The organism is Bacterioplanes sp. CLAM21 (genome assembly GCF_059641015.1).
Genome location: NZ_CM184929.1, coordinates 531,814 through 554,554, shown reverse-complemented (window position 1 = coordinate 554,554; position 22,741 = coordinate 531,814). Strand labels below are relative to the sequence as shown.

19 protein-coding genes are annotated in these 22,741 nt (G+C 52.7%); 14 read left to right on the top strand and 5 right to left on the bottom strand.

Annotated elements, in window-relative coordinates:
- Positions 1–2: 2 nt before the first annotated feature.
- The gene (locus AC55FS_RS02640; protein ID WP_496934517.1) at positions 3–1,337 is read right to left on the bottom strand and encodes a TolC family outer membrane protein; all 1,335 of its coding nucleotides are present in this window, start codon (positions 1,335–1,337) and stop codon (positions 3–5) included.
- Between the two features lie 496 nt (positions 1,338–1,833).
- On the opposite strand from AC55FS_RS02640, the gene AC55FS_RS02635 reads away from it, so the two are divergent.
- The 8 genes from AC55FS_RS02635 (at position 1,834) to AC55FS_RS02600 (ending at position 9,763) form a co-directional block, all read left to right on the top strand.
- Entirely contained in the window at positions 1,834–2,277 is a 444-nt protein-coding gene (locus AC55FS_RS02635; protein ID WP_496934516.1) for a DUF1249 domain-containing protein, read from the top strand.
- Between the two features lie 69 nt (positions 2,278–2,346).
- Complete coding sequence (gene cpdA / locus AC55FS_RS02630) at positions 2,347–3,165, top strand: 3',5'-cyclic-AMP phosphodiesterase (protein WP_496934515.1); 819 nt, start codon at positions 2,347–2,349, stop codon at positions 3,163–3,165.
- Positions 3,166–3,756, top strand: a complete 591-nt coding sequence (locus tag AC55FS_RS02625; protein ID WP_496934514.1) for a YqiA/YcfP family alpha/beta fold hydrolase — start codon at positions 3,166–3,168, stop codon at positions 3,754–3,756. It begins immediately after the preceding gene.
- Between the two features lie 75 nt (positions 3,757–3,831).
- Positions 3,832–5,721 carry a DNA topoisomerase IV subunit B gene (gene parE / locus AC55FS_RS02620; protein WP_496934513.1) on the top strand — a complete coding sequence of 630 codons (1,890 nt, stop codon included), beginning with the start codon at positions 3,832–3,834 and terminating at the stop codon, positions 5,719–5,721.
- A 98-nt stretch (positions 5,722–5,819) separates the two neighbouring features.
- Positions 5,820–8,597 carry an EAL domain-containing protein gene (locus tag AC55FS_RS02615; protein WP_496934512.1) on the top strand — a complete coding sequence of 926 codons (2,778 nt, stop codon included), beginning with the start codon at positions 5,820–5,822 and terminating at the stop codon, positions 8,595–8,597.
- Positions 8,598–8,713: 116 nt separating this feature from the next.
- On the top strand, positions 8,714–9,133 hold the full coding sequence (locus AC55FS_RS02610; protein WP_496934511.1) for a hypothetical protein: 420 nt from the start codon (positions 8,714–8,716) through the stop codon (positions 9,131–9,133).
- A gap of 5 nt (positions 9,134–9,138) precedes the next feature.
- Positions 9,139–9,438 (top strand): hypothetical protein, encoded by a 300-nt coding sequence (locus AC55FS_RS02605; RefSeq protein WP_496934510.1) that lies wholly within the window; start codon positions 9,139–9,141, stop codon positions 9,436–9,438.
- 1 nt (position 9,439) lies between these two features.
- Entirely contained in the window at positions 9,440–9,763 is a 324-nt protein-coding gene (locus AC55FS_RS02600) for a hypothetical protein (RefSeq protein WP_496934509.1), read from the top strand.
- Here AC55FS_RS02600 and AC55FS_RS02595 read toward each other — a convergent pair.
- Positions 9,744–10,595: a pirin family protein gene (locus AC55FS_RS02595; protein ID WP_496934508.1), complete on the bottom strand. Its 852-nt coding sequence runs from the start codon at positions 10,593–10,595 to the stop codon at positions 9,744–9,746. The genes AC55FS_RS02600 and AC55FS_RS02595 overlap by 20 nt on opposite strands.
- A 201-nt stretch (positions 10,596–10,796) precedes the next feature.
- Between AC55FS_RS02595 and parC the strand changes: the two genes are divergently transcribed.
- The 4 genes from parC to mepK all read left to right on the top strand — a co-directional run bounded on the left by parC (position 10,797) and on the right by mepK (position 16,472).
- Positions 10,797–13,058, top strand: coding sequence for a DNA topoisomerase IV subunit A (parC, locus tag AC55FS_RS02590; RefSeq protein WP_496934507.1), 2,262 nt, complete (start codon positions 10,797–10,799; stop codon positions 13,056–13,058).
- Positions 13,058–13,798 (top strand): NRDE family protein, encoded by a 741-nt coding sequence (locus AC55FS_RS02585; protein ID WP_496934506.1) that lies wholly within the window; start codon positions 13,058–13,060, stop codon positions 13,796–13,798. The genes parC and AC55FS_RS02585 overlap by 1 nt, the downstream gene beginning before the upstream one ends.
- A gap of 162 nt (positions 13,799–13,960) precedes the next feature.
- Positions 13,961–15,757, top strand: a complete 1,797-nt coding sequence (locus AC55FS_RS02580) for a L,D-transpeptidase family protein (protein WP_496934505.1) — start codon at positions 13,961–13,963, stop codon at positions 15,755–15,757.
- A gap of 169 nt (positions 15,758–15,926) precedes the next feature.
- Positions 15,927–16,472 (top strand): peptidoglycan L,D-endopeptidase MepK, encoded by a 546-nt coding sequence (mepK, locus tag AC55FS_RS02575; protein WP_496934504.1) that lies wholly within the window; start codon positions 15,927–15,929, stop codon positions 16,470–16,472.
- A 169-nt stretch (positions 16,473–16,641) separates the two neighbouring features.
- On the opposite strand, the gene ptsP is transcribed toward mepK, so the two are convergent.
- Together ptsP and rppH are read right to left on the bottom strand one after the other, a co-directional pair.
- Positions 16,642–18,939: a phosphoenolpyruvate--protein phosphotransferase gene (ptsP, locus tag AC55FS_RS02570; RefSeq protein WP_496934503.1), complete on the bottom strand. Its 2,298-nt coding sequence runs from the start codon at positions 18,937–18,939 to the stop codon at positions 16,642–16,644.
- Between the two features lie 30 nt (positions 18,940–18,969).
- Entirely contained in the window at positions 18,970–19,464 is a 495-nt protein-coding gene (rppH, locus tag AC55FS_RS02565; protein WP_496934502.1) for an RNA pyrophosphohydrolase, read from the bottom strand.
- Positions 19,465–19,701: 237 nt separating this feature from the next.
- On the opposite strand from rppH, the gene AC55FS_RS02560 reads away from it, so the two are divergent.
- Both AC55FS_RS02560 and AC55FS_RS02555 read left to right on the top strand, forming a co-directional pair.
- The gene (locus tag AC55FS_RS02560) at positions 19,702–20,358 is read left to right on the top strand and encodes a histidinol-phosphatase (protein WP_496934501.1); all 657 of its coding nucleotides are present in this window, start codon (positions 19,702–19,704) and stop codon (positions 20,356–20,358) included.
- A gap of 5 nt (positions 20,359–20,363) precedes the next feature.
- Entirely contained in the window at positions 20,364–21,548 is a 1,185-nt protein-coding gene (locus AC55FS_RS02555) for an imelysin family protein (RefSeq protein WP_496934500.1), read from the top strand.
- On the opposite strand, the gene AC55FS_RS02550 is transcribed toward AC55FS_RS02555, so the two are convergent.
- Positions 21,545–22,741, bottom strand: coding sequence for a class I SAM-dependent rRNA methyltransferase (locus AC55FS_RS02550; protein WP_496934499.1), 1,197 nt, complete (start codon positions 22,739–22,741; stop codon positions 21,545–21,547). The genes AC55FS_RS02555 and AC55FS_RS02550 overlap by 4 nt on opposite strands.

The window sequence follows — 22,741 nt, the reverse complement described above, 5'->3', positions numbered from 1 at the left end:
ACTTAAGCGTTAACCTGTAACCACTGGTTCAGTTCAGCGATGTCACCTTCATTTAAGGTGCCAGCGAAGAACTTCAGGTTCAGCAAGTTAATGATGTAGTCATAACGAGCGTTGGCATAGTCACGCTTGGCGCTATACAAATTACGCTGCGCATCCAGTACTTCAACAATGTTGCGCGTACCCACCTCATAGCCAGTTTCCGTAGCTTCCAATGCACTTTCGGCAGAAGCGATGGCTTGCTTACGCGCCTTTACGTTGCGCACATCGGTTTGCACCTGGCGATATAGGCTACGAATATTCTGCTTAGCCTGACGGCGCTGACTTTCTAGCTGATAGTCAGCCGCAGCCAGCTGACTCGCTGCTTGCTTGCTTTGGCCATAAAGAGAGCCGCCTGCTACCAGCGGTACAGAGAGCTGAATACCGATAGATTTAGAGGTGTTTCCTTTGGGGGAATAATCCAACACCGGCATTTGATCAGCATCGCTGTAACTACCGATCAGTTTCACTGTTGGCAGATGGTTGGAACGGGTAGCATTACGCTGCAGACGCACGCTGTCTTGATTAGCCTTCGCTAGCAAGATACCAGCATATTTTTCCATGCCACTGGAAACCCAGTCACTGACATCGGCAGGGGCTGGCATCTGCATTTGCACATCATCGCGCAGCGGCGCAACATCCTGGAAACGAGTTCCAGTCAATACTTCCAGCGCTTCGTAGCTGATATCCAAAGCGGCTTCTTGGCCAATCAGATTAACCGCCGTCAAATCATAAGTCGCCTGGGCTTCCAATACCTCAGTCACGGCAATCAGACCGACTTCGAAGCGCTGTTTGGTTTGCTCTAACGAGCGGCCAACCGCTTTTTCTTCTGCCTGGGCAGTGGACAGATTTTCTTGAGCTCGCAATACATCAAAATAGGCTTTGGCAACACGTTGCAACAGCTGCTGTTCAGCCAGTTGCAGTTGATAGGCGGCCGCATCATCACCTGCCACAGCCGCTTGGTAGGTATACCAGCTATTCAAATCAAATAACGCTTGCGAAGCCTCAACCGATAAGCTGCCAGCTGTATAATCGCTATCAAAGTCCACGTAAGACCCTGCTGCTTCGCTGTATTGCTGACCATCAATGTCATGCTTGATTCTGCTGTAGCTCAACTGCGCCTGGGGCAGCAAACCACCACGAGCGATGGTGACGTTATAGCCGTTAGCTTCACGGGTGGCACGTGCAGCCGCCACTTCTGCGTCGTTGGCTACGGCACGTTGATAAATGGTACTCAGGTCGGTGGCGTTCGCCATTCCGGCCACCAACATGGCCGTCGACAGGGCAAGCAGTTTTTTCATACAGAGGGCCTTATTCGATTGGGGTTCAGTCCGTTGCGCTGGATCATAGCAGAAAAGAATTCGGGTAAAATGGCGCTATTGTGCCGCTGAGAGGAACACAGCGTCAGGTTTACAGCGTAAACATCGAGACTCAGCCTGTCTACGGCTAGTTGAACATTTATTGAGCACAGGCCGTTGGCAAAATATTTCTCCTCCACGGGCCACACACATCACTCAAAAAACCGATTTGAAGTTGCCATCCAGGCCAAAAGGCTAACGACTCAGTGATGACACGCATGGCCACTTTTCCATCACAAGTTCGCCCAACCAGTGATTCACACAGCGGCTTTGGCGGTTCAGCCTCAGCCCCGTGTCCTGAAGTTTATTGCCAGCCATGGCTCTATTTGCCAGCAATGTTGGCAGCTGATGAGAGAACAACTAGTGTCAGAACTGGCGGACCGATTGGCGATGGTTCTCTACTTTCGCTACTCTGCCGGCATTGTTTGGAGTTTTTTAGATGCGCAAACGCTACGTCCCGGATCTGCCACAACTGGCAGCACAGTGTGAAGCCAATTACTTACGGTTGATGCGTTTACTGGCCGGGGCATCGGCCGGAGATAGCCGTTGCTTCGTATTGGAGCCTAGCGACAGTCAGGTCATTATTCTGATAGAAGAAGAGCATCCCTATACCAGCATGCTTGATATACGCCAGGTCGGTGCCCCCGGACAATGGATCACTCCACCGCAAATGAAAGTGCGGCTATACCATGATGCCGGCATGGCAGAAGTGGTCCGCTACCAAAATCAGCATCGACTGCAGGGGCGCTATACTTATCCCAATGACCAGATGCTGATGCCAGATGAGAAATGGCAGCTTAATCGCTTTCTGGCAGAGTGGCTGGATCACTGTTGGCAGCACGGTTTGGCACAAAACCACGACCAATTTGTACCGGCACCTTGAGTTTGTGATCATGGTCTCACAGGGTTTTCAACACTGCAGGTTAAAGTTACAAACAATAATATTTTAGGGATGAGGTGCCGCTTGTATACGTTACAGCAGTCGGGCTCATTAAGATTGGTACAGATTACAGATACGCACCTCAATGGGCCTGAGGATGGGCACCTGTTGGGCATGAAAACCTTGCACAGCCTGCAATGTGTCCTTGATATGGTCAGTCAGGAACAACAGGACATCGATGCAATTTTAGTCACCGGAGACTTGTCTCAGGACGGCTCGGAACAATCGTACCAACATCTATGTAAATCTCTCGATCGATTTCCAGTGCCTTCATTCTGGCTAGCTGGCAATCATGATGAACGTACTGCCATGCAACGCGCGGATATTCCGGGCGATCATCTGAGTCGTGTGGTCCGTGCGTCACACTGGCAGGTGGTGTTAATCAATAGTCAGGTGCAAGGCAAGGTTTACGGTCGCATCAGCGATACCGAGCTCGAGTTTCTTGATCAAGCATTAAGCGAACGTCCGGATTTACACACCTTGGTGACCTTCCACCACCACCCCGTTGATATGGGCAGCCGCTGGATCGACAAAATCGGCATTCGCAATGCCGATCAGCTGCTTGACGTGATTGATCGCCATTCCAATGTCCGCTGTTTGCTGTGGGGCCATGTGCACCAGGAAAGTGATCAGATCCGTAACGGAGTGCGTCTACTATCGACCCCATCAACCTGCGTGCAATTCAAGCCAGGCTCAGAAGATTTTTCTGTCGATACGCTACCGCCCGGCTACCGCTGGTTAGAACTGCATGCCGATGGTCGGTTGGACACAGGTGTCAGTCGAGTTGAAGGCATTCATTTTGAAGTTGATTACTCCGTTAAGGGCTACTGAGTGACCTTACCTGCCTGTTTGTATTTGCACGGTTTTCTAAGCTCCCCCGATTCCCTCAAAGCTCAGCAAGTTGCCAGCTTTTACCAACAGCATGAATGCGCTGCGCGTCTTCGAATTCCTTTTTTGGCCTTCGAACCCGAAGTGGCTATCGCTCAAGCTGAGCAACAGCTTCAAGAGCTGATGCAAGCGTATGGCGAAGAACACATATTGGTGATCGGCAGCTCACTGGGCGGCTATTACGCCACCTGGCTGGCACAGCAATATTCAGTGCGCGCGGCATTAATCAACCCGGCGGTGCGGCCATTTGAATTGCTAACCGACTATCTCGGCCCCAATACGCACTTTCATACCGGCGAAGTACATGAACTAAGCAATGCCCATATGGATCAGCTCGAGCAGCTGTATTGCCCGCATTTAACCGCACCGCACAGGCTTTTGTTGTTGCTGCAAACTGGGGATGAAACGCTGGATTATCGTCAAGCTGCCAGGTATTACCAAGATTGCCCTGCTTGGCTTGAAGGCGGTGGTGATCACAGTTTCATCCACTTCGAACAGCGTTTACCTATGCTGATGCAGTTTTCCAGGCGCTAGCCCACCGCTATACTCGCAACCAACGCGAAATCTGCGCCTGTTGTTTCAGCAGGCTATCCAAGTTTTGAGGGTGCTATGTCACAGCAATATACCGCGCAATCCATTGAAGTACTGAGCGGCCTGGATCCGGTGCGCAAGCGGCCGGGCATGTACACAGACACCACACGCCCCAATCACCTGGCGCAAGAAGTCATCGATAACTCGGTGGATGAGGCCTTAGCTGGCCACGCCAGTAATATTGAGGTCACCCTACATGCCGACGGCTCCATGACAGTGCAAGATGATGGCCGCGGCATGCCAACAGATATTCATCCGGAACATGGCGTATCCGGGGTCGAGCTGATCCTTACTCGACTGCACGCTGGTGGCAAATTCTCCAACGATAATTACCGTTTTTCCGGCGGCTTGCACGGCGTTGGGGTGTCGGTGGTGAATGCATTATCGAAGATGCTGGAAGTCAAAATCTGGCGCGGTGGCGAAGTACAGCGCATCGGTTTTAAAGATGGCAACAAGGCTCTCGATCTTGAGGTCGTCGACAACTGCGGCAAACGCCGCACCGGCACTAGCGTGCGCTTTCTGCCCGACCCTAAGTATTTTGATTCAGCTAAGTTCTCCATTCCGAGGCTGAAGCACAATTTACGCGCCAAAGCCGTTTTATGCCCAGGGTTACGAATTAAATTTACCGCCCCTAATGCCGAGGACAGCGGTGAATGGTTTTATGAAGACGGCCTCACCGACTATCTGCGCATCAGTGCCAGCGGGGAAACGGTATTGCCAGCAGAGCCCTTCACCGGCTCCATGCTGGGCGATACCGAAGGCGTGGATTGGGCCGTTCATTGGCTGCCAGAAGGCGGTGAATTACTGCAGGAAAGCTACGTCAACCTGATTCCTACCGCCCAGGGCGGCACCCACGTTAACGGCTTTCGTTCAGGACTGTTAGATGCTTTGCGAGAGTTCTGTGAATTTCGCAATTTGCTTCCGCGTGGCATCAAACTGACGCCAGACGATATTTGGGAACGCTGTGCTTATGTACTGTCTGCCAAATTGGCTGACCCGCAGTTTGCTGGCCAAACCAAAGAGCGGCTGTCTTCGCGCGAAGCGTCGGCATTTATTTCGGGTGTGGTCAAAGACGCCTTTGCTTTGTGGCTCAACCAACATACTGCAGAAGCTGAGCTGATTGCTGACCTGGCCATTAACTCGGCCCAAAGCCGGTTACGCAAAGCCAAAAAAGTCGCACGTAAAAAGATCACCCAGGGGCCAGCATTGCCCGGTAAGTTGGCCGACTGTACTAGCCAGGACAGCAGTCATTCAGAACTGTTTTTGGTCGAAGGTGACTCGGCCGGTGGCAGCGCCAAACAGGCAAGAGATCGAGAGTTCCAGGCCATCATGCCGCTGCGCGGTAAGATTCTGAATACCTGGGAAGTCGAGTCGGGTGAAATTCTGGCCTCCCAGGAAGTACACGACATCGCCATCGCACTGGGGATCGATCCGGCGGGTCAAGAGTTGGATGGACTGCGTTATAACAAGATTTGCATCCTTGCCGATGCCGACTCCGATGGTTTACATATCGCAACCCTCTTGTGCGCACTATTTTTGCGCCATTTTCGCCCTCTGGTTCAGCGTGGTCATGTGTATGTGGCCATGCCTCCGCTGTATCGTATCGATGTCGGAAAAGACGTCTACTACGCGCTGGACGAAGCCGAGAAACAGGGCATACTGGAACGCATAAAGGCAGAAAAAAAACGTGGCAAAGTCAATGTGCAGCGCTTTAAAGGCTTGGGGGAAATGAACCCGATGCAGCTGCGCGAGACGACCATGGACCCAAATACCCGTCGACTGGTGCAACTGACACTGGATCCTGAAGACGGTACGGACGAGTTGATGGACATGCTGCTTGCGAAGAAGCGTGCCAGTGATCGTAAGGGCTGGCTTGAGCAGCGCGGTAACGAAGTGGAGATTGCCTGATTTAACAGCTTGGTTGGCAGCCAAATGACCTTGGTCACTTTCAGCATAGCTGCCAAACCCGGCACCCAGGGGCATCCCCACCCAACTAAGGTTTGGGGATGCACAAAGCCATTTGGCTGGCCTGCTGGCTAGCACTGTTTATCACATCAATACTGCATGCAGAACCCGCCCCAAAGCGGGTGCTGTTGCTGATGTCCTACGATCCGCTTTTTCCGACCAGCCACCTGATAATCGACAGTCTACGCGATACCCTCGAACGAGAATCTCCCCACCCTATCGAACTGCAGGTTGAATATCTCTACAGTAAGCACAACAACAATGCGGAATATCTGCAAAAAGCTTTGAGTTTGTTGCAGTTACGGCGACCACTGTCCAGTTATGACCTGATCATCAGTTCAGATGACAACGCGCTGAGACTGTTACATCGCTACGCCAGGCCTCAACTTCCCAATACCCCGATCGTTTTCTTGGGCGTCAACGATGGCGATCTGATTCGCAACGTACGTGGCAGTGGCGGTTATACCGGTCAATACGAAGGCATCCCGGCGGCCGAATTTATGGCCTGGTACCGCACACTTTTTTTTCAACAACCGCTCAGAGTGATTGTTGATGGCCGTCCCACCGGACAAGCTGATTTAAAGGCCCTTGAGGTGGCCAGCCGTAGTATTGGTCAGCCCATGGACATATTGTCGTTACAACAGCTGAGCTGGGCCGAACTGCAGCAGCAATTGCAGCGTACACATCAGCCGCTGTTATTGTTATCTGGTTACCGTGACCGTCAGGGGGTGGATAAATCCTTTCAGGAAGCCCTGCGCTTTATTCAGCAATCAACGCCAGCCCCCTTGCTACACGTTTATGCCCACGGTATTGGCCAAGGTATGGTTGCCGGCGTAGTCGTTGACCATCAGCAGCACGCCCAACTGGCCGCCAAACAAGCACTGCATGTGCTAGCGGGCAGCGCCATAAACGACATTGCAGTGAACTGGCAAACACCTAAGCGGACGCTGGCGGACGAGCCTCTGTTTTTCCAATATGGCCTCAACAGCCGTTTGATGCCAGCAGATACACAATGGCTTAACAGCGCACAGCCTCAATGGCAGCAGCTGAACCAGATAGTCCTATTGGTGGCGTTTTTGTTGCTATTGGTCATGCTGCCGCTGTTCTGGTTATGGCTACAGTGGCAGCGCAGTCGAATATATGGGCAACAGCAGCGACAGCAATATCAAGCCCTGCAACAAACTCTGGATAGCTTGCCCGATATCGTTTTTATCAAGGATTGTGACGGCCACTATCGTTATTGTAACGACGCTGCGGCACGTTTTGTTGGCAAGCCCGCCGAGCAAATTATCGGGCTGCACGACAGTGATGTGTTTTCCGCGGAACTTACCGAAGTACTAAAACAAATCGATCAAGACATTATTATCAACCGCCAAGCTCGCACCATGGAGGAATGGATTCAGGACGCTCAGCAGCGGCTGGCGCTACTGCAAACGACTAAAACTCCCTTGTTTGATGACCACCAGGAGGTGACGGGCGTTATCGGTGTGGCACGTGACATCACTGAGCTGCGCAAAACTCAGCAAAGCTTGGAACACATGGCCCATCACGACAGCCTCACCGGCCTGCCCAACCGTTCACTACTGTACCAGCGCCTCACCTATGCACTGCAAATGGCGCATCGCAATCAGCAACAAGCGGCGGTGATGTATATCGACCTGGATCGCTTTAAAGAAATCAACGATACCTTGGGCCACGCAATTGGCGATTTACTGCTTCGCGATGTCGCACAACGGTTACACACTAACGTCCGAGAATCGGATATTTGCTCTCGCCTGGGCGGCGACGAATTTGTTGTCGTTCTGACTCAAGTCGACAACCCGCAGCACGTTCCAGGCAAGTGCCAAAACTTACTGCATGCCTTGGCTCAGCCATACAGTTTGCAGGGGCATTTATTAACAGTGTTTGCCAGTGCTGGGGTCAGCTTATTTCCTCAACACGGCAGCCAGGTTGACGAGCTTTTGCGCCACGCGGATAAAGCTTTGAATCAAGCCAAGCTCGAAGGCCGTAATCGTTATTGTATGTACGACGCCAAGGAAAAAGACGATCAACCTCAGCGTGCTCATCTCGAGCAGGAATTGCGCCTAGCCATTGAACAAAAACAATTAACCCTTGCCTATCAAGCCCAATTCCATATCGATCAGTCGCAGCCGCAACGGGTTGAAGCGTTACTTCGTTGGCCCCACCAGCATCATGGCCCGATCGCTCCAAATGAATTTATTCCGCTCGCTGAAGCGACCGGATTGATGGCCGAACTCGGCATGTGGGCACTGGAGCAAGCGTGTCGAGATTTTCTAAGCTGGCGCCGTCGTGGTTTGTTAATGCAAAAACTGGCGGTAAATATCTCTGCCATTCAAATCGATGGCCAGTTTGCCAAACGTGTGCAAAACCTTCTGCAAAGCCTGCGTTTTGAACCCCAATGGCTGGAGCTGGAAGTCACCGAATCACTGATGATGAACACCACTAGCGAAGTCACGATTCAAATCAAGGCTCTTACCGACATGGGCGTAGATTTCGCGATTGACGATTTTGGCACCGGTTATTCCTCCCTCGGCAAGCTCAAGAACATGCCCGTTAGCGCCCTCAAAATTGACCAATCTTTCGTTGCTGGCCTCAGTGGTGACGGCCACGACTATGAACTGGTACAGGCCATTATTCTGTTAGCCAAGAGCTTGAATATCCAAGTCATCGCTGAAGGGGTCGAAACAGCCGAGCAAGCCGACATTCTGCAAAGTCTGGGCTGCGAATGGATACAAGGCTTTCATGTTGGCCTGCCCCTCGATCACGACGCATTTTTCCAGCATTACCATTCCTGGTGATTCAGCTGCAGTTCAGTCGAGCAGCGTAAGCTTGCGCACTGCTGCTGCCATGATGATCTGACCCTTTTTTTGTCAGTCAGCAGTCAGCCATTTTTTAGCCGACACAGATACCCCTTATGCGATGGATTTTACTGTTATTAGCCGCCAGCAGCGTTGGTTGCGCACGTCTCGACCAATGGCAGATGGGCAGCCTGGATCAAAGCCAGGGAGACCTGCAGCCTGTCAGTTTCAGCGTTAATGAGCTGGGCTTTGATATGGCTGGCAGTGCAGAGCTCGCACGCCAACTTAGCCACGGCAAAGCTGCCGACGACCTTCAGGCAGTACGCGACATTTTACTGCTGATGAATATGGGGCCACGCACAGGCAACCCAGTATTTGACGACAGCTACAGCGATCAAATCTTGATCCAACTAATAGAGCAGTGCCCTAGCGGCCAGCTCACCGGATTGCGCTCTGTACGCGAAGGACTGGCCTATGGGCCGGTATCTGGTGAAGTGGTACGTATCGACGGTTTTTGTATTTCAGCGCGGAGTTAATCACCATGAAAGTCTTGTTAGCAGCTAGCCTGCTGATTCTATTAAGCGGCTGTGTCAGCCTCAATTCTGTTTCTATGACCCAGGTACCGCAGCAACGTCAGCACGAGGTGTTTGCCAGCGCCGATCACTGGTCGCTACTCGGCATTGCGTTCAGCAACGACTTTGCCGATGAAGCCGTCAGTCAGCTGCAACAACAGTGTCAGGGCGGCAAGCTGGAAGGCGTGTACACCAAGTACCAAAACACCCTGTACCTGCTTGTCGTGCAGCGCCAAGTGATCGTCAGCGGCTACTGTAATCGGAGCTAATATGCGCAGCACTCTGGCCCCCATAGCAGCGCTAATACTGCTAACCGGCTGTACCCATTCAGTGCACCTGCACCATGTGAGTGATAGCGACCCCATTGCAGCATCACAGCAGGTCAAAACACTGACTGCCGACAGCGAACAGCAGGTGGTACTGGGCTTTGCCTTTGATACCGACTACGTCGACCAGGCAAGACAACAGCTGTTATCGCAATGCCCTGGCAAATTAGCTGCCGTCAGCACCCGCTACTCCACTAGTCACGGTTTTTTGCATTGGACCAATCGAATTCACCTAACCGGCCTCTGTGTTAGCCCGGCAGCGGAGTAAATTCGTCTTCGTCACCAGGGATGGTGGCAAAACGTCCTTGCTGCCAATCGCTCTCTGCCTGAGCGATTCGGTCTCTGTTATAGGCCACAAAGTTCCAGCGAATATGCGGCGTTTTTGCATAGCGCTCGCCGCCCAGCAGTACACAGCGCACCGGAGTCTGGGGCAATAGCACCTCATCTGCTGTTAGCACCACAAATTCACCGGCGCGACAGATGTCATCGCCAATTAAGATCTCACCTTGCTGTACATACAGGGCAACCTCATCGCCGTCAGGCAGTTCAATTTGCTCACCTGCGGCACTGACGATATCGACAAAAAACGTTTTCATGTAGGTACGCACCGGCGACGTCATACCGTAGGCTTCACCGACGACCAGACGCATAGAGGTATTGCCTTGATAACGATGGGGCAGCTCAGCTTTGCAGCAGTGTTGAAATGCGGGCTGAATCTCACTGTACTCTGGCGGCAAGGCCAGCCATAACTGCAAGCCATCAAGGCAATGCTCAACACTGCGCACCTCCAGCGTTTCACGTTCGGAATGCACTATGCCCCGCCCCGCCGTCATCCAATTCACTTCGCCAGGAAAAATCTCCTGCACATTGCCAAGACTGTCGCGGTGCAACATGCTGCCGGCAAACAAGTAGGTCAGAGTTGCCAGGCCAATGTGGGGGTGAGGCCTCACATTAACGCCCTGCCCTGGCTGAAATTGAGCAGGCCCCATGCGATCAATAAAGATAAAGGGGCCAACCATCTTCTGCTCTTTGTGCGGCAAACAGCGGGTTACGCTAAAGCCATCGAGATTTTTTTGTTCGCCTTGAAGACGCTTCATCATGCTGCTCCTGTGCTCGCGCTTATCTGATTGAGAGTCGCACTTGCTATCTTAGCCACACAAAATCAGATCAAAACGTCAAAGATCCTTAGCAAAGGTTCGATTTTTGCGAATCTTTTGCCGCTCCGTCATTCATTCGGTTGTTCCGCCCGCTGCGGTCAGTCACAATCTGTGTCTTTGTTACCACTAGTCAGCCACACGCTCATGACGGATCAAATCAGTTACACCGATGACGGCGTTGAACGCCAGTCCCTGCGTTGCTACACCGAGAACGCTTACCTGAACTACTCCATGTACGTCATTTTGGACCGTGCCTTGCCGCATATCGGCGACGGTATGAAACCGGTGCAACGACGTATTGTTTACGCCATGAGCGAACTCGGACTAAAGAACACCGCCAAATACAAAAAATCGGCCCGGACCGTCGGTGATGTGCTGGGTAAATACCACCCCCATGGTGACAGCGCCTGTTACGAAGCCATGGTACTGATGGCTCAGCCGTTTTCTTATCGTTACCCCATGATTGACGGTCAGGGTAACTGGGGCGCGCCGGACGATCCTAAGTCCTTTGCCGCCATGCGTTATACCGAAGCAAAGCTGTCGCCCTTTGCTGATGTTTTGCTGTCTGAGCTGGGTCAGGGAACCGTCGACTGGCAGCCAAACTTTGATGGCACCATGGATGAACCCACCACCTTGCCAGCGCGCCTGCCCAATGTGTTGTTGAACGGCACCACAGGCATTGCCGTCGGTATGGCGACGGACATTCCGCCGCACAACGTGCGTGAGGTGACCAGCGCCTGTATTCGCTTATTGGATGAGCCTACAGCGGATATCGATGCTCTATGTGAGCATATTCAAGCGCCCGACTTCCCAACCGAAGCAGAAATCGTTACCCCCAAAGAAGACATTCGCAAGCTCTATCGCAGCGGCCGTGGCTCGATCAAGATGCGCGCTGTCTATCTGGTAGAGGACGGTGAAATCATTATTACCGCCTTGCCGCATCAAGTATCAGGGGCTCGAATTTTGGAGCAAATTGCTCAGCAAATGCAGGCCAAGAAGCTGCCACTGGTCACCGACCTGCGCGATGAATCGGACCATGAAAACCCCACTCGTTTGGTGGTGGTGCCGAAGTCCAATCGTGTTGATTGCGAAGCGGTCATGGCGCACTTATTTGCTACCACCGACTTAGAGAAGAACTATCGCGTTAACATGAACGTGATTGGCCTGGATGGCCGGCCGCAGGTTAAAGACCTGCGCACCATGCTCAGCGAATGGTTAGAGTATCGGACTGCAACAGTACGTCGTCGTTTGCAGCATCGCCTCGACAAGGTGCTGGCCCGCCTGCATATCCTCGAAGGTATGCTGGTGGCGTTTTTAAACATCGACGAGGTGATTCATATCATCCGCACCGAGGATGAGCCTAAAGCGGTTTTGATTCAGCGCTTTGGCGTCACCGATATACAAGCCGAAGCGATTTTAGAGCTGAAACTGCGTCACCTCGCCAAGCTCGAAGAAATGAAAATTCGCGGCGAACAAGACGAGTTGGCGCAAGAGCGCGATAAACTGGAAAAAACCCTCGGCTCTGAGCGTCGCCTGAAAACCTTAATCAAAAAAGAGCTGACTGCCGACGCCGAAAAATACGGTGACGATCGCCGCTCTCCAGTGGTGGTGCGAGGCGAAGCCAAAGCTTTCAGCGAAACCGATCTGTTGTCATCCGATCCTATTACCGTGGTGATGTCACAAAAAGGCTGGATCCGTGCTGCCAAAGGCCATGATATCGATGCCCATAGCCTGAGCTACAAAGCGGGCGATGGCTACCTTGCCAGCGCCCGAGGGCGCAGCAATCAAAACGCCATGTTTATCGATTCCAGTGGCCGTGCCTATAGCCTGGCCGGACATACCTTGCCATCCGCTCGGGGCCAAGGTGAACCGCTAACGGGGCGCTTGAACCCACCGTCGGGCAGCGAGTTTTTATCCGTACTGATGGGCAATGATAACGATCACTATTTGCTCAGTACCGATGCCGGTTACGGCTTTATTGCCCATATCAGCGATATGTACAGCAAAAACAAAGCCGGAAAAGCACTGCTCACCGTGCCAGAAAATGCCCGCATTCTGGCGCCAGCAGCAGTGACAGACCCACAACAGCAATGGATCGCGGCGGTCACCAATGAAGGACGTTTGCTGGTCTTCCCTGCTGCCGATCTGCCGCTGATGGCGCGCGGCAAGGGCAATAAGATGATCAATATCAGCTCTGCCCGGGCAGCAGCGCGTGAGGAACTGATGATTGCCGCCGCCGCCTTTAGTGAGCATGACACCATCCAGCTGCAAGCCGGCAAGCGCCATATGAAGCTCAAATTTGCCGATCTTGAGCACTATCAAGGCGAACGTGGCCGTCGCGGCAACAAGTTGCCTCGCGGCTTCCAGAATGTTGACGCCATGCTGGTATTGGCGGCAGACAGCTAATGTGCCTGATCGTTTTTGATTGGCAGCCTGGTCAGCGCTTGCTACTGGCCGCCAATCGAGACGAATACTACGCCCGGCCCACGGCAGCGATGCATGTCTGGCCGCAACATCCCGACATCGTTGCCGGCCAGGATTTGCAGCAAGGAGGAACCTGGCTCGGAGTAACACGCCAAGGACGCATCGCCATGCTGACCAATGTCCGCCTAGCTGGCAAAACGCCCGCCGATGCCCTCTCTCGCGGCGCCTTGGTACGCGACTATCTGCTCAGTTCACTGACAGCTGCAGACTACTTGCGCAGCATTGAGCTAGACCGCTACGGTCCGTTTAATCTTATTTGTGGCTCGTTGCAGCAGCTTTATTACCTAACGAACGCCGGCCAGTCTGATCCTCAGCCTATACCGGCTGGTATTCACGCACTCAGCAATGCACAGCTGAACTCCCCCTGGCCTAAAGCTGAACTAGCCAAGCAACAGCTGGCCCACTTTAACGGCGAAGAACTACCTTTGGCTCTGCTCAGTCGCCGCCAGCCTTTTGTCGATGAACAGCTGCCCGATACCGGCGTGGATCCAACGCTAGAAAAACAGCTATCGGCGCAACACATACACATTCCAGCAGTTTATGGCACCCGCTGTGCCAGCGCCTTAGAACTGACCCCTCAGCAAATAAAGATTGCCGAGCAAAGCTTTGATTCAGAAGCTCGTCCCAGCTACCGCTGTGAATGGCAATGGATGATCCGCTAACCCCTTACAAATCAGTATTTTTTATTAGATTTGGCCAAGCCTCTGTTTTGGCTACACAAAGCAGCCAAGCCTCTACGATTGGTTGCAGTTGATTACAAATATCTGTCCACTGTTGCGCCAATCGCATCACATTTTTGCCGTTCAGAGTCCATACTTTACGGCATGGATACAAAGCCTTCCTCACAGCGCCAGGCGCGCACAGTCATTGGAGCGACCGGAGTCATCGCCTTGGTGTGTATGGCTCTATTATTCGCTGCGTTAGCGGCCAGTATTAATACCAAACCCTACATGCCACCGAATGTGGCTCAGCGTTACATGGAACATTGGCTGATCGAGTCGTCGCGCCATGTGGCCGGCGAAGTGAAGCTCAAACATGTCCGTGCTATTGAACCCTTTTATTTGCGCCGCGATTACCAACCGGTGTGGATGGATAGCTATGAAATCACCGAAGCGGGTAGAGAATTGCTGCAAGTGTTGCGTGAAACCGCCGCGGACGACTGGCGCAATTATGGCTACGAGCTGCCGGTGTTAGAGCGTGAGGCAAGTCGTTTATCCAATATCCCCAAACAAGCCACGGCGGTTGATGTGTTGTTAACAGATGCGTTTGTCACCTACGCCAAGCAGGTGCTCAACGCCGAGTTGCTACCCGACTTAAACGAAGGCGACCATCCTATTCGCCGAGTTGCTAGTAATAGGGGCGACTCATTGCGCGGATTAAATATCAGTGAAGAGCGCATCGTCGAGTTGTTACATGAGTCCATTGATCGCGGTGAGCTCGAACACCTGATAGAACAACTCACCCCCTCACACCCTGGTTATCTCAGCTTACGTAATGAACTAAACCGCTATCGCGATATTGCTAACTCTGGACTTTGGCACCCATTGCCCCAAGACATGCTGTTGCAGCCCGGGCAAGGGCATCGACAGATTCCGCAATTGCGTTGGATGCTAACGGCCTATGGTGATCTGAAAAAAGGTGCATTGGCGTGGTTCTTTAAAGAAAATAAATCGTTGACCCAAGTCCCCAGTGCCGACGAAAGCGTTGACCTGACACAAGCCAAGTTCATTTACGACGAGGCATTGCAGCAAGCCGTGCTGGCGTTTCAACGTCGCCACCAGCTGGCCGAAAACCCCGTTATTGATGCTCAAACACTGGCAACCTTAAACGTGCCTCCCTATCGTGTTGCCCAGCGTATCGCCCACAATATGAAACGCTGGCGTCATCTACCTGAACACTTGGGCCAACGTTATGTCATGGTCAATATGGCAGACTTTCGCTTACAACTGATCGATGGTGGCTCTACTGAGCTAGAGATGAAGGTCATCATTGGCAATAACCAGCGCCGCACGCCAGTCATGTCACAGAGCATCAGCATGCTAGAACTGGCTCCTACTTGGTCCGTTCCTAGGCGCATTGCTGTCACCAGCTTACTGCCCAAAATCAAACGCAACCCCGCCTATTTGCAGCAGAAGGGCTACCAGATCATTGCCCAGGTCGATGGTGTGGATAAATTTATCTCGCCTGATGAGGTTAATTGGTCTCGTCTTAGTGCCAATTATTTTCCCTATCGCCTGATTCAAAAAGCCGGTGATGACAATGCACTCGGCACTATCAAGTTTCTTTTCCCCAATGACCGCGATATCTATCTGCACGACACCTCACAACCGCAACTGTTTAATTTAGACAACCGTGCTTTAAGTTCGGGCTGCGTACGGGTAGAAAAACCGCGTCTGTTGGCAGAAAAACTGTTGCGTGGTCAGCAAGGCTGGAACCGTCATGCCATCGACAGTGCCATTGAGCAAACTCGCACCACTCGCATCCGGCTACAGGAAGAAGTTCCTGTTTATCTGATGTATTGGACGACATGGGTCGATGACAAGGGCGCGCTACAAATACGCAACGATGTTTACAAACGAGACTTGATTGCCGGGCAAGCACCCAGCAATCCAGAAGCTTAAACGGCTACTTCGTTACCTGATTGTTTCCTAACTGTTGTTGAATGTAACAAACCCTCTGTCTTAACTGACCAAGCTGGCAATCACACAGCCTATTGTGTGCCAGTTCCCATTTTGTAGGCTTCCTTTTGGCATACTCGCGCGACCTTCATCGCCTGAGTTTGTTTGCACCATGATCAGCCGTCGTCGCCTGTTAGCTAAGACCGCTAGCCTGTCTGCCACAGCCCTGACTGCAACAGGATTTTCTCTCACCGCACACTCAGCTCAGGCCGAACGCCGCTTACGTTTGTACAATATTCATACCGGTGAATACGTTACATCGACCTTTTGGGCAGATGGCCACTATATCGACGATGAACTACAAGCGTTAGATCTGCTGGTGCGCGATCACCGCGCAAATCAGGCCATTGCCATGCAACGGGAGTTGTATCAGCGCTTGTTTGATTTGCAGCAGCTGTTCCCTGTTGATGAGCCTATGTACATCATTTCCGGCTATCGCGCTCCACGCACCAACCGTGCTTTACAGCAGAAGTCCTCAGCGGTCGCCGAAGGCAGTCTGCATATGCAAGGTAAGGCCATGGATATCCGTATTCCGGGAGTCTCTCACCGCCACTTACACAAAGCCGCTTTAGCCATGCAAGCCGGCGGTGTCGGCTACTACCCAAGCGATGGTTTTGTACATCTAGATACCGGTCGGGTAAGACGCTGGATAGCCTAGGGCCTGTTAACGCTATTTAGTTCTTTGCTGCTGGACGTCAGTTTCTTCTCGAGTGAGGCATGATGCATGTGGCTTAACGGGTTAAACATCACTCTTCGCGCTTTAATTGAAGGGGTTTCTCGCATAACAGCGTGATCGAAATAGTGTTAACAGATCCTAATAAGCCGCTCTAAGCATCGTTGTTACTGGTCAGGCCAGGCCCAATCAAACGTGAGAAACCGGCTTTTTCTAGCGACAGCTGAATCGTTGAAACAATAATCGGCGCACTGTCGATTTGCATCACTTCGTCCAGTAGCTGCTGTGCCCAGCTCAGCTTGATGCCACGTAATACCGATTTCACCTTAGGCAAGTTTGTAGCGTTCATCGACAACATGTCGTAGCCCATCGCCATCAGTAGCACAGCCCCCAATGGACTTCCCGCCATTTCGCCACACACACTCACGGGCGTTTCACTTTCACGGGCATCACTGGCAATTTTACACAGGGCCGTTAACACTGCTGGATGAAACGCCTGATAGAGCTCGGCGACACGAGGATTGTTACGATCCACCGCCAGCAGATACTGAGTCAGGTCATTGCTGCCAACTGACAGAAAGTCCACCCGTGCCGCCAGTTCGCGAATCTGGTACACCGCTGCTGGAACCTCGATCATAACGCCGACATCCGGCATCACGATGTCGTAGTCTTCCTCTAACAGCTCAGCATGAGCTCGATAAATGAGGTGCAGCGCTTCGTCCACCTCGTTCACACTACTGATCATGGGTAGCATGATGCGCAGATTATCCAGACCTTCACTGGCTTTCAGCATGGCGCGGATTTGCACCAGAAAAATCTCTGGGTGATCAAGGGTCACGCGTATGCCACGCCAACCGAGGAAAGGGTTAGCCTCTTCGATGGGGAAATAGGTCAGCGCCTTATCGCCGCCAATATCCAGTGTTCGCATAGTGACCGGATTTGGAGCAAAGGTTTGCAGCTGCTGGCGATAAATTTTTTGCTGTTCGGCTTCTGATGGAAAGCGATCCTTCATCATAAAGGGCACTTCAGTGCGGTACAGGCCCACTCCTTCAGCGCCACGCTCTAAACTGCGCACGGCATCGGTTAACAGGCCGGTGTTGACCCACAAAGGAATACGATGGCCATCAATGGTTTCCGCCGGTTCGTCTTTCAGCTCCAGCAGGTCCTGCTGCAGCGCCTGCTCTTCTTCATAAATCGCCTGGTATTGTTCTAGCAGCTCGTCATTCGGGTTGGAGAACAACCGGCCACGATAACCATCAACTATGAGCTGACGACCTTCTAGCTTGGCATAGGGTAAGTCGACCACCCCCATGACGGTCGGAATACCCATTGCCCGAGCCAGAATGGCCACATGGGAGTTAGATGAACCTTGTACCGACACCAAACCACGTAGCTTTTCGGCCGGCACTTCCGCCAACATCGACGGCGTCAGCTCTTCACTCACCAGCACCGTATCGTCAGGCAAATCGTCGACATTGAGCTGGGTGCTATTACCCTCTAAGTGAGCCAAAATGCGAGTGCCAAGATCACGAATATCGGTGGCACGCTCTCTAAGGTAGACGTCCTCCATCACCTGAAAATGGCCGACGTATTCCATCACCACTTGCCGCAACGCCCCGGCAGCCCAGTTGTTGCTGTCGACAATACGCTGGCGCACCTCCGCCCCAAGGGCATTGTCATCGAGCATATTAAGGTACACATCGAACAGCGCCATTTCTTCCGGCCGCAGCTCACCACTGAGTTGCTGCCCTAAGTGGCGGATTTCGTCACGAGCATCGTTGAGGGCGCGCTCAAAACGCAGTACTTCAGCATCCACCGACTCTGGTTGTTTATCCACCACGCTGCTGAGATCGGCTTTGGGAGTCACAACATGGCCGATACCTAGCCCGACGCCTGGAGCGCCTGGGGCACCCGTGAAACGCGCACTACGGCGACGCTCACCGGCATAGTTATGCAATTCAACGATATCTCCAGTGGCTTCGGCATGGGCAATGACGCCTGCCAACTGCGCCGACATAGTGACCAGAAATGCTTCTTCGCCCTGATCAAACTGCCGGCTTTCACGCTGCTGCACCACCAACACGCCCATCATGCGTTTGTGGTGAATAATGGGCACGCCTAAAAAGGAGTTAAAGGGTGATTCGCCGATATCGGAAACATAATGAAAACGAGGGTGAGCCGGAGCATTGTCGATATTGAGCGGCTCTTCGCGCTGCCCAACCAATGCCACCAGCCCCTGGGAAGTAGACAGTCGTACCCGGCCAACGGCTTTTTTATTGAGCCCCTCCGTTGCCATCAGTACGTACAGTTTTTTCTCTGGATCGTAGAGGTATACGGAACACACTTCTGTCTGCATCGCCGCCCGGATACGCGCCACCACCACATCCAACGCCTGATTGAGGTTGGCGGCGGCACTGACTTCCTGAACGATGCGTCGCAGAATATCCAGCATATTCCCTACCTTGAAAATTACTTGTTAGTGTCAGCACTGTTGCCGACGTTGTAGCCTCGCAATTCTTGGTGCCAGCTCTGTCAAAGCACTGCGATATACATCGCGCTTAAATGACACAACCTGCCCCAAAGGATACCAATAACTCACCCATTCCCAGCCATCAAACTCAGGTTTCGACGTGGTACAGACATTGACTTGGTCATCTCCACTGACCAGCCTGAGCAAATACCATTTTTGTTTTTGTCCAACGCACACAGGCTTGCTGTCCTGGCGAATCATGCGACGTGGCAAGCGATAACGCAGCCAGCCGCGGGTACAACCTAGAATTTTGACATCCTTAGGCTGTAATCCGACTTCCTCCGCCAATTCACGGTACAGTGCCTTTTCTGGCGACTCCCCTTGTTTTATACCACCTTGCGGGAACTGCCAGGCATCCTGTCCTACCCGGCGAGCCCAAAGTACTTGTCCGGCATCGTTACAGATGATGATGCCAACATTCGGGCGATACCCCTGATCGTCTATCACGCTGAATTCCAATCATTAGTCTTGGCTTCAACCTTGCCGATTTAGCGGCAAAGGTCAAGCATCAAGATGCATCTGTTGGCTTACCAGCACGTTAGAACCATCCTTTTTATCATTCATCGCTATTTAAAGCTGAAAATTATAAGGAAACGGGCTCGCCATTTTCTTAGAATGCTCTCAGCGGCTAACACCTCGACTCACAGTCGTCGGCATAACAGCGTAATACAGGAGAGCTCTGACGTGGCACTGGCAATCTTTGATCTCGACCATACCTTGCTAAGCGGTGACAGTGACCATGCTTGGGGACAATATCTAGTCGATCGACAGCTGGTTGATGCCGAGCAACACCAACGGCGCAACGACGAGTTTTACCAGCAGTATCAAAATGGCGATCTGGATATCCACCAATATCTGCAGTTTGCCCTAGCGCCGCTGACACAATATCCAAAGCAACAGATGGAAGAAGAACGGCAGCGATTTCTGCAACAGTGCATCGAACCCATGATCAGCCCAAAAAGCCTGCAGTTAATCAACCACCATAAGCAGGCAGGCCATCAGTTGTTAATCATCACCGCAACCAATGGTTTTGTGACTTATCCGATAGCCAAGCGTTTGGGAATCGAGCATATTATCGCGCCGCACCCTGAGCAGCAGGACGGCCAGTACACCGGGCGCATAGTCGGCATACCCAGCTTTCAGCACGGCAAGGTCACACGTTTGCATCAGTGGCTGGAGCAACAGCAATGTGATTTGCAGGGCAGCTACTTTTACAGCGATTCCCATAATGATTTGCCGTTGCTGCGTGAAGTCGAACATCCAGTCGCTGTCGACCCCGATGACAGATTGCGTCAGGAAGCACAGCAACAAGGCTGGGATATTATCAGTCTGAGGGATTAATACTCATGAAACTGTGGTGGAGTTGGCCGCTACTGCTACTGCTGACGGGCTGTGACCGCGGAGCAGAAACACCGGACCAGACCCAAAGCCTCAATGTACCGCCAGCACAGCAGCAGAGTACTCTCTCTGTCAGCTCTGCCTTTCGTGCTGACCTGGGTTTAAGCGCCTATACCCACTGGTCACAGGCTAGCCAGCTCGCACAGGTGTTAGATACCCGTATTGCCGCGTTATTGCATGAGCCGGACGAGCACTCGTTAACACAAACCCGACTCGCCTGGCGTCAGGCCTACGATGCATATTTGCAGGCGCTATTGTTTTCCTATTTGCCCATTACCGACCCCAGTGAGTGGCGCCGCCAAGGGCTAGACCAAATGACCCTACTGGAGCGCTTAGATAGCTGGCCGATCGAACCCGGCTATATCGACTATTTGCCAGGTTATCCCTTTAGCGGCATCGTCAACGACCTGGCTCTCGACCTAAACAGCCAGACCTTACTTGATCAGCACGGCTTTTCCGACCCCACGTCTGCCAGCATTGGCTACCATCCGATCGAGTTTATGCTGTGGGGTAACGACGGCACACGCACCGCCCGCGATTTTCATCCACGTGAGAATACCGCGGCTGTACTACTGCCGGCGCAAGATCAATTGCAAACCAGTGACGATGATATAAGCGTACAGAACCATCACCGACGGCGAGAATACCTACAGCTAGTCAGCGAGCAGCTGCAAAAAGATCTACAACGCATTCAACGGCGTTGGCAACCCAGTGAAGGCTACTATGCGGAATCACTGCAACGTGCTAACCCTGAACAGGCTTTGCAGGCACTCTTGATCGCTATGCAGCGCCTGACGTCCCAGCAATTGCTGCAACGTCGTTTGGAACAGCACAGCAGTGAGTTTTCCATGACCAGTCTGGACGACCTGCAAGCGCTGTCAGACGGTGTATTTGCCTTGCTGACAGCAACCGATACGTCTGGCTCCGGCTTGACCACCGTGTTGCAGGCGTCGCAGCTAAGCCAGTGGCAACAGCTGCAGCAGGATATCGAGCTTACTTTGCAGCAATGGCGCAGCGGCCAACTGCTAACGGACAACGCCCGCCAGCAGTTGCGAGAAGATTACATCACCTTGCTGTCGTATTTGCAGACACTAGCCGATCAGTATCAGCTGCAGCTACCAATGCCCCATTAACGGGTGGGCAACACACGCGCAAACACAGCCTTCAGATAACGAGTTTCGGGCACGGCTGGCAACACAGGATGGTCTGCGCCCTGACCACCGACATGCTGAATCAATACTTCGCGATCCAGTTCCCGCCCGACTACGCGCAAGATATCGGGCAAGCGATCATCAGCCAGATTCATGGAACAAGAGCCTGAGACCAGCAAGCCATCGCGCTCTAACAAACGCATGGCCAGCTGATTTAAGCGTCGATAAGCCTGCTCTCCGGCTTTAATGTCTTTGCGTCTTGGAATCAGAGCTGGCGGATCGACCACCACGATATCAAAGCGCTGGCCATCGTCTTTTAGTTGCTTCAGCGCGGCAAAGGCATCGCCTTGCCAGCAATGCAGCTTGTTCTCTACACCGTTAAGTGCGGCATTTTGCTCAACCCAGTCCAATGCTTGGGTCGACGCATCAACACAATGCACTTCACTGGCGCCATGACGCGCCGCCTGTACGCCCCAGCCTCCGATGTAACTGAACACATCCAGCACGCGCTTGCCAGCCACCAAGCGGTTTAGACGATCGCGGTTATCGCGATGATCATAAAACCAGCCGGTTTTTTGGCCATCGATTACCGGTGCCATAAAGCGGGTATCGTTTTCCACCAAAGGAGCGCATTGATCTTGCAAGCTGCCTTTAACGATCTCTACGTATTCACTGAGCCCAACGCTGGCGCGCAGCTTGCCATCATTCTTCAGCACAATGGTGGCAGGCTTTGCCACTTGATCAACCGCAGCGACGATATCGTCACGCACGGCCTCCATGCCTTCGCTAGAAATCTGAATCACCACCACGTCGCCAAAACGATCGATCACCACTCCAGGCAAGGCATCACTGTCGCCATAAACCCAGCGGTAACACTGATGGGGGTACCACAGTTCACGGCTGCTCAGTGCAATTTTCAGGCGATGCACCAACCAGGAACGGTCCAGTTGCTGCTGCGCGTTACGACTGAAGATGCGCGCACAGATTAATTGTTGCGGACTCACCAAGGCTCGGCCTAGGGTTTGACCAGAGGCGCTTTCAACCACCACCTGCTGACCAGGTTGCAGCGTCTTCAGCGGTGTTTGAGCGATATCCACTTCATTGCTGTAAACCCAGCAATGGCCGCCTTTAATGCGTCGATCCGACTTGGGTTTAAGGCGCAGCACGGCCGTCAT

Excerpts from the sequence above, each read along its gene's own strand:
- AC55FS_RS02640 (WP_496934517.1), bottom strand. The coding sequence starts at position 1,337 with ATGAAAAAACTGCTTGCCCTGTCGACGGCCATGTTGGTGGCCGGAATG.
- AC55FS_RS02635 (WP_496934516.1), top strand. The coding sequence starts at position 1,834 with ATGCGCAAACGCTACGTCCCGGATCTGCCACAACTGGCAGCACAGTGT.
- cpdA (WP_496934515.1), top strand. The coding sequence starts at position 2,347 with ATGAGGTGCCGCTTGTATACGTTACAGCAGTCGGGCTCATTAAGATTG.
- parE (WP_496934513.1), top strand. The coding sequence starts at position 3,832 with ATGTCACAGCAATATACCGCGCAATCCATTGAAGTACTGAGCGGCCTG.
- AC55FS_RS02615 (WP_496934512.1), top strand. The coding sequence starts at position 5,820 with ATGCACAAAGCCATTTGGCTGGCCTGCTGGCTAGCACTGTTTATCACA.
- AC55FS_RS02610 (WP_496934511.1), top strand. The coding sequence starts at position 8,714 with ATGCGATGGATTTTACTGTTATTAGCCGCCAGCAGCGTTGGTTGCGCA.
- AC55FS_RS02605 (WP_496934510.1), top strand. The coding sequence starts at position 9,139 with ATGAAAGTCTTGTTAGCAGCTAGCCTGCTGATTCTATTAAGCGGCTGT.
- AC55FS_RS02600 (WP_496934509.1), top strand. The coding sequence starts at position 9,440 with ATGCGCAGCACTCTGGCCCCCATAGCAGCGCTAATACTGCTAACCGGC.
- AC55FS_RS02595 (WP_496934508.1), bottom strand. The coding sequence starts at position 10,595 with ATGATGAAGCGTCTTCAAGGCGAACAAAAAAATCTCGATGGCTTTAGC.
- parC (WP_496934507.1), top strand. The coding sequence starts at position 10,797 with ATGACGGATCAAATCAGTTACACCGATGACGGCGTTGAACGCCAGTCC.
- AC55FS_RS02585 (WP_496934506.1), top strand. The coding sequence starts at position 13,058 with ATGTGCCTGATCGTTTTTGATTGGCAGCCTGGTCAGCGCTTGCTACTG.
- AC55FS_RS02580 (WP_496934505.1), top strand. The coding sequence starts at position 13,961 with ATGGATACAAAGCCTTCCTCACAGCGCCAGGCGCGCACAGTCATTGGA.
- mepK (WP_496934504.1), top strand. The coding sequence starts at position 15,927 with ATGATCAGCCGTCGTCGCCTGTTAGCTAAGACCGCTAGCCTGTCTGCC.
- ptsP (WP_496934503.1), bottom strand. The coding sequence starts at position 18,939 with ATGCTGGATATTCTGCGACGCATCGTTCAGGAAGTCAGTGCCGCCGCC.
- AC55FS_RS02555 (WP_496934500.1), top strand. The coding sequence starts at position 20,364 with ATGAAACTGTGGTGGAGTTGGCCGCTACTGCTACTGCTGACGGGCTGT.
- AC55FS_RS02550 (WP_496934499.1), bottom strand. The coding sequence starts at position 22,741 with ATGACGGCCGTGCTGCGCCTTAAACCCAAGTCGGATCGACGCATTAAA.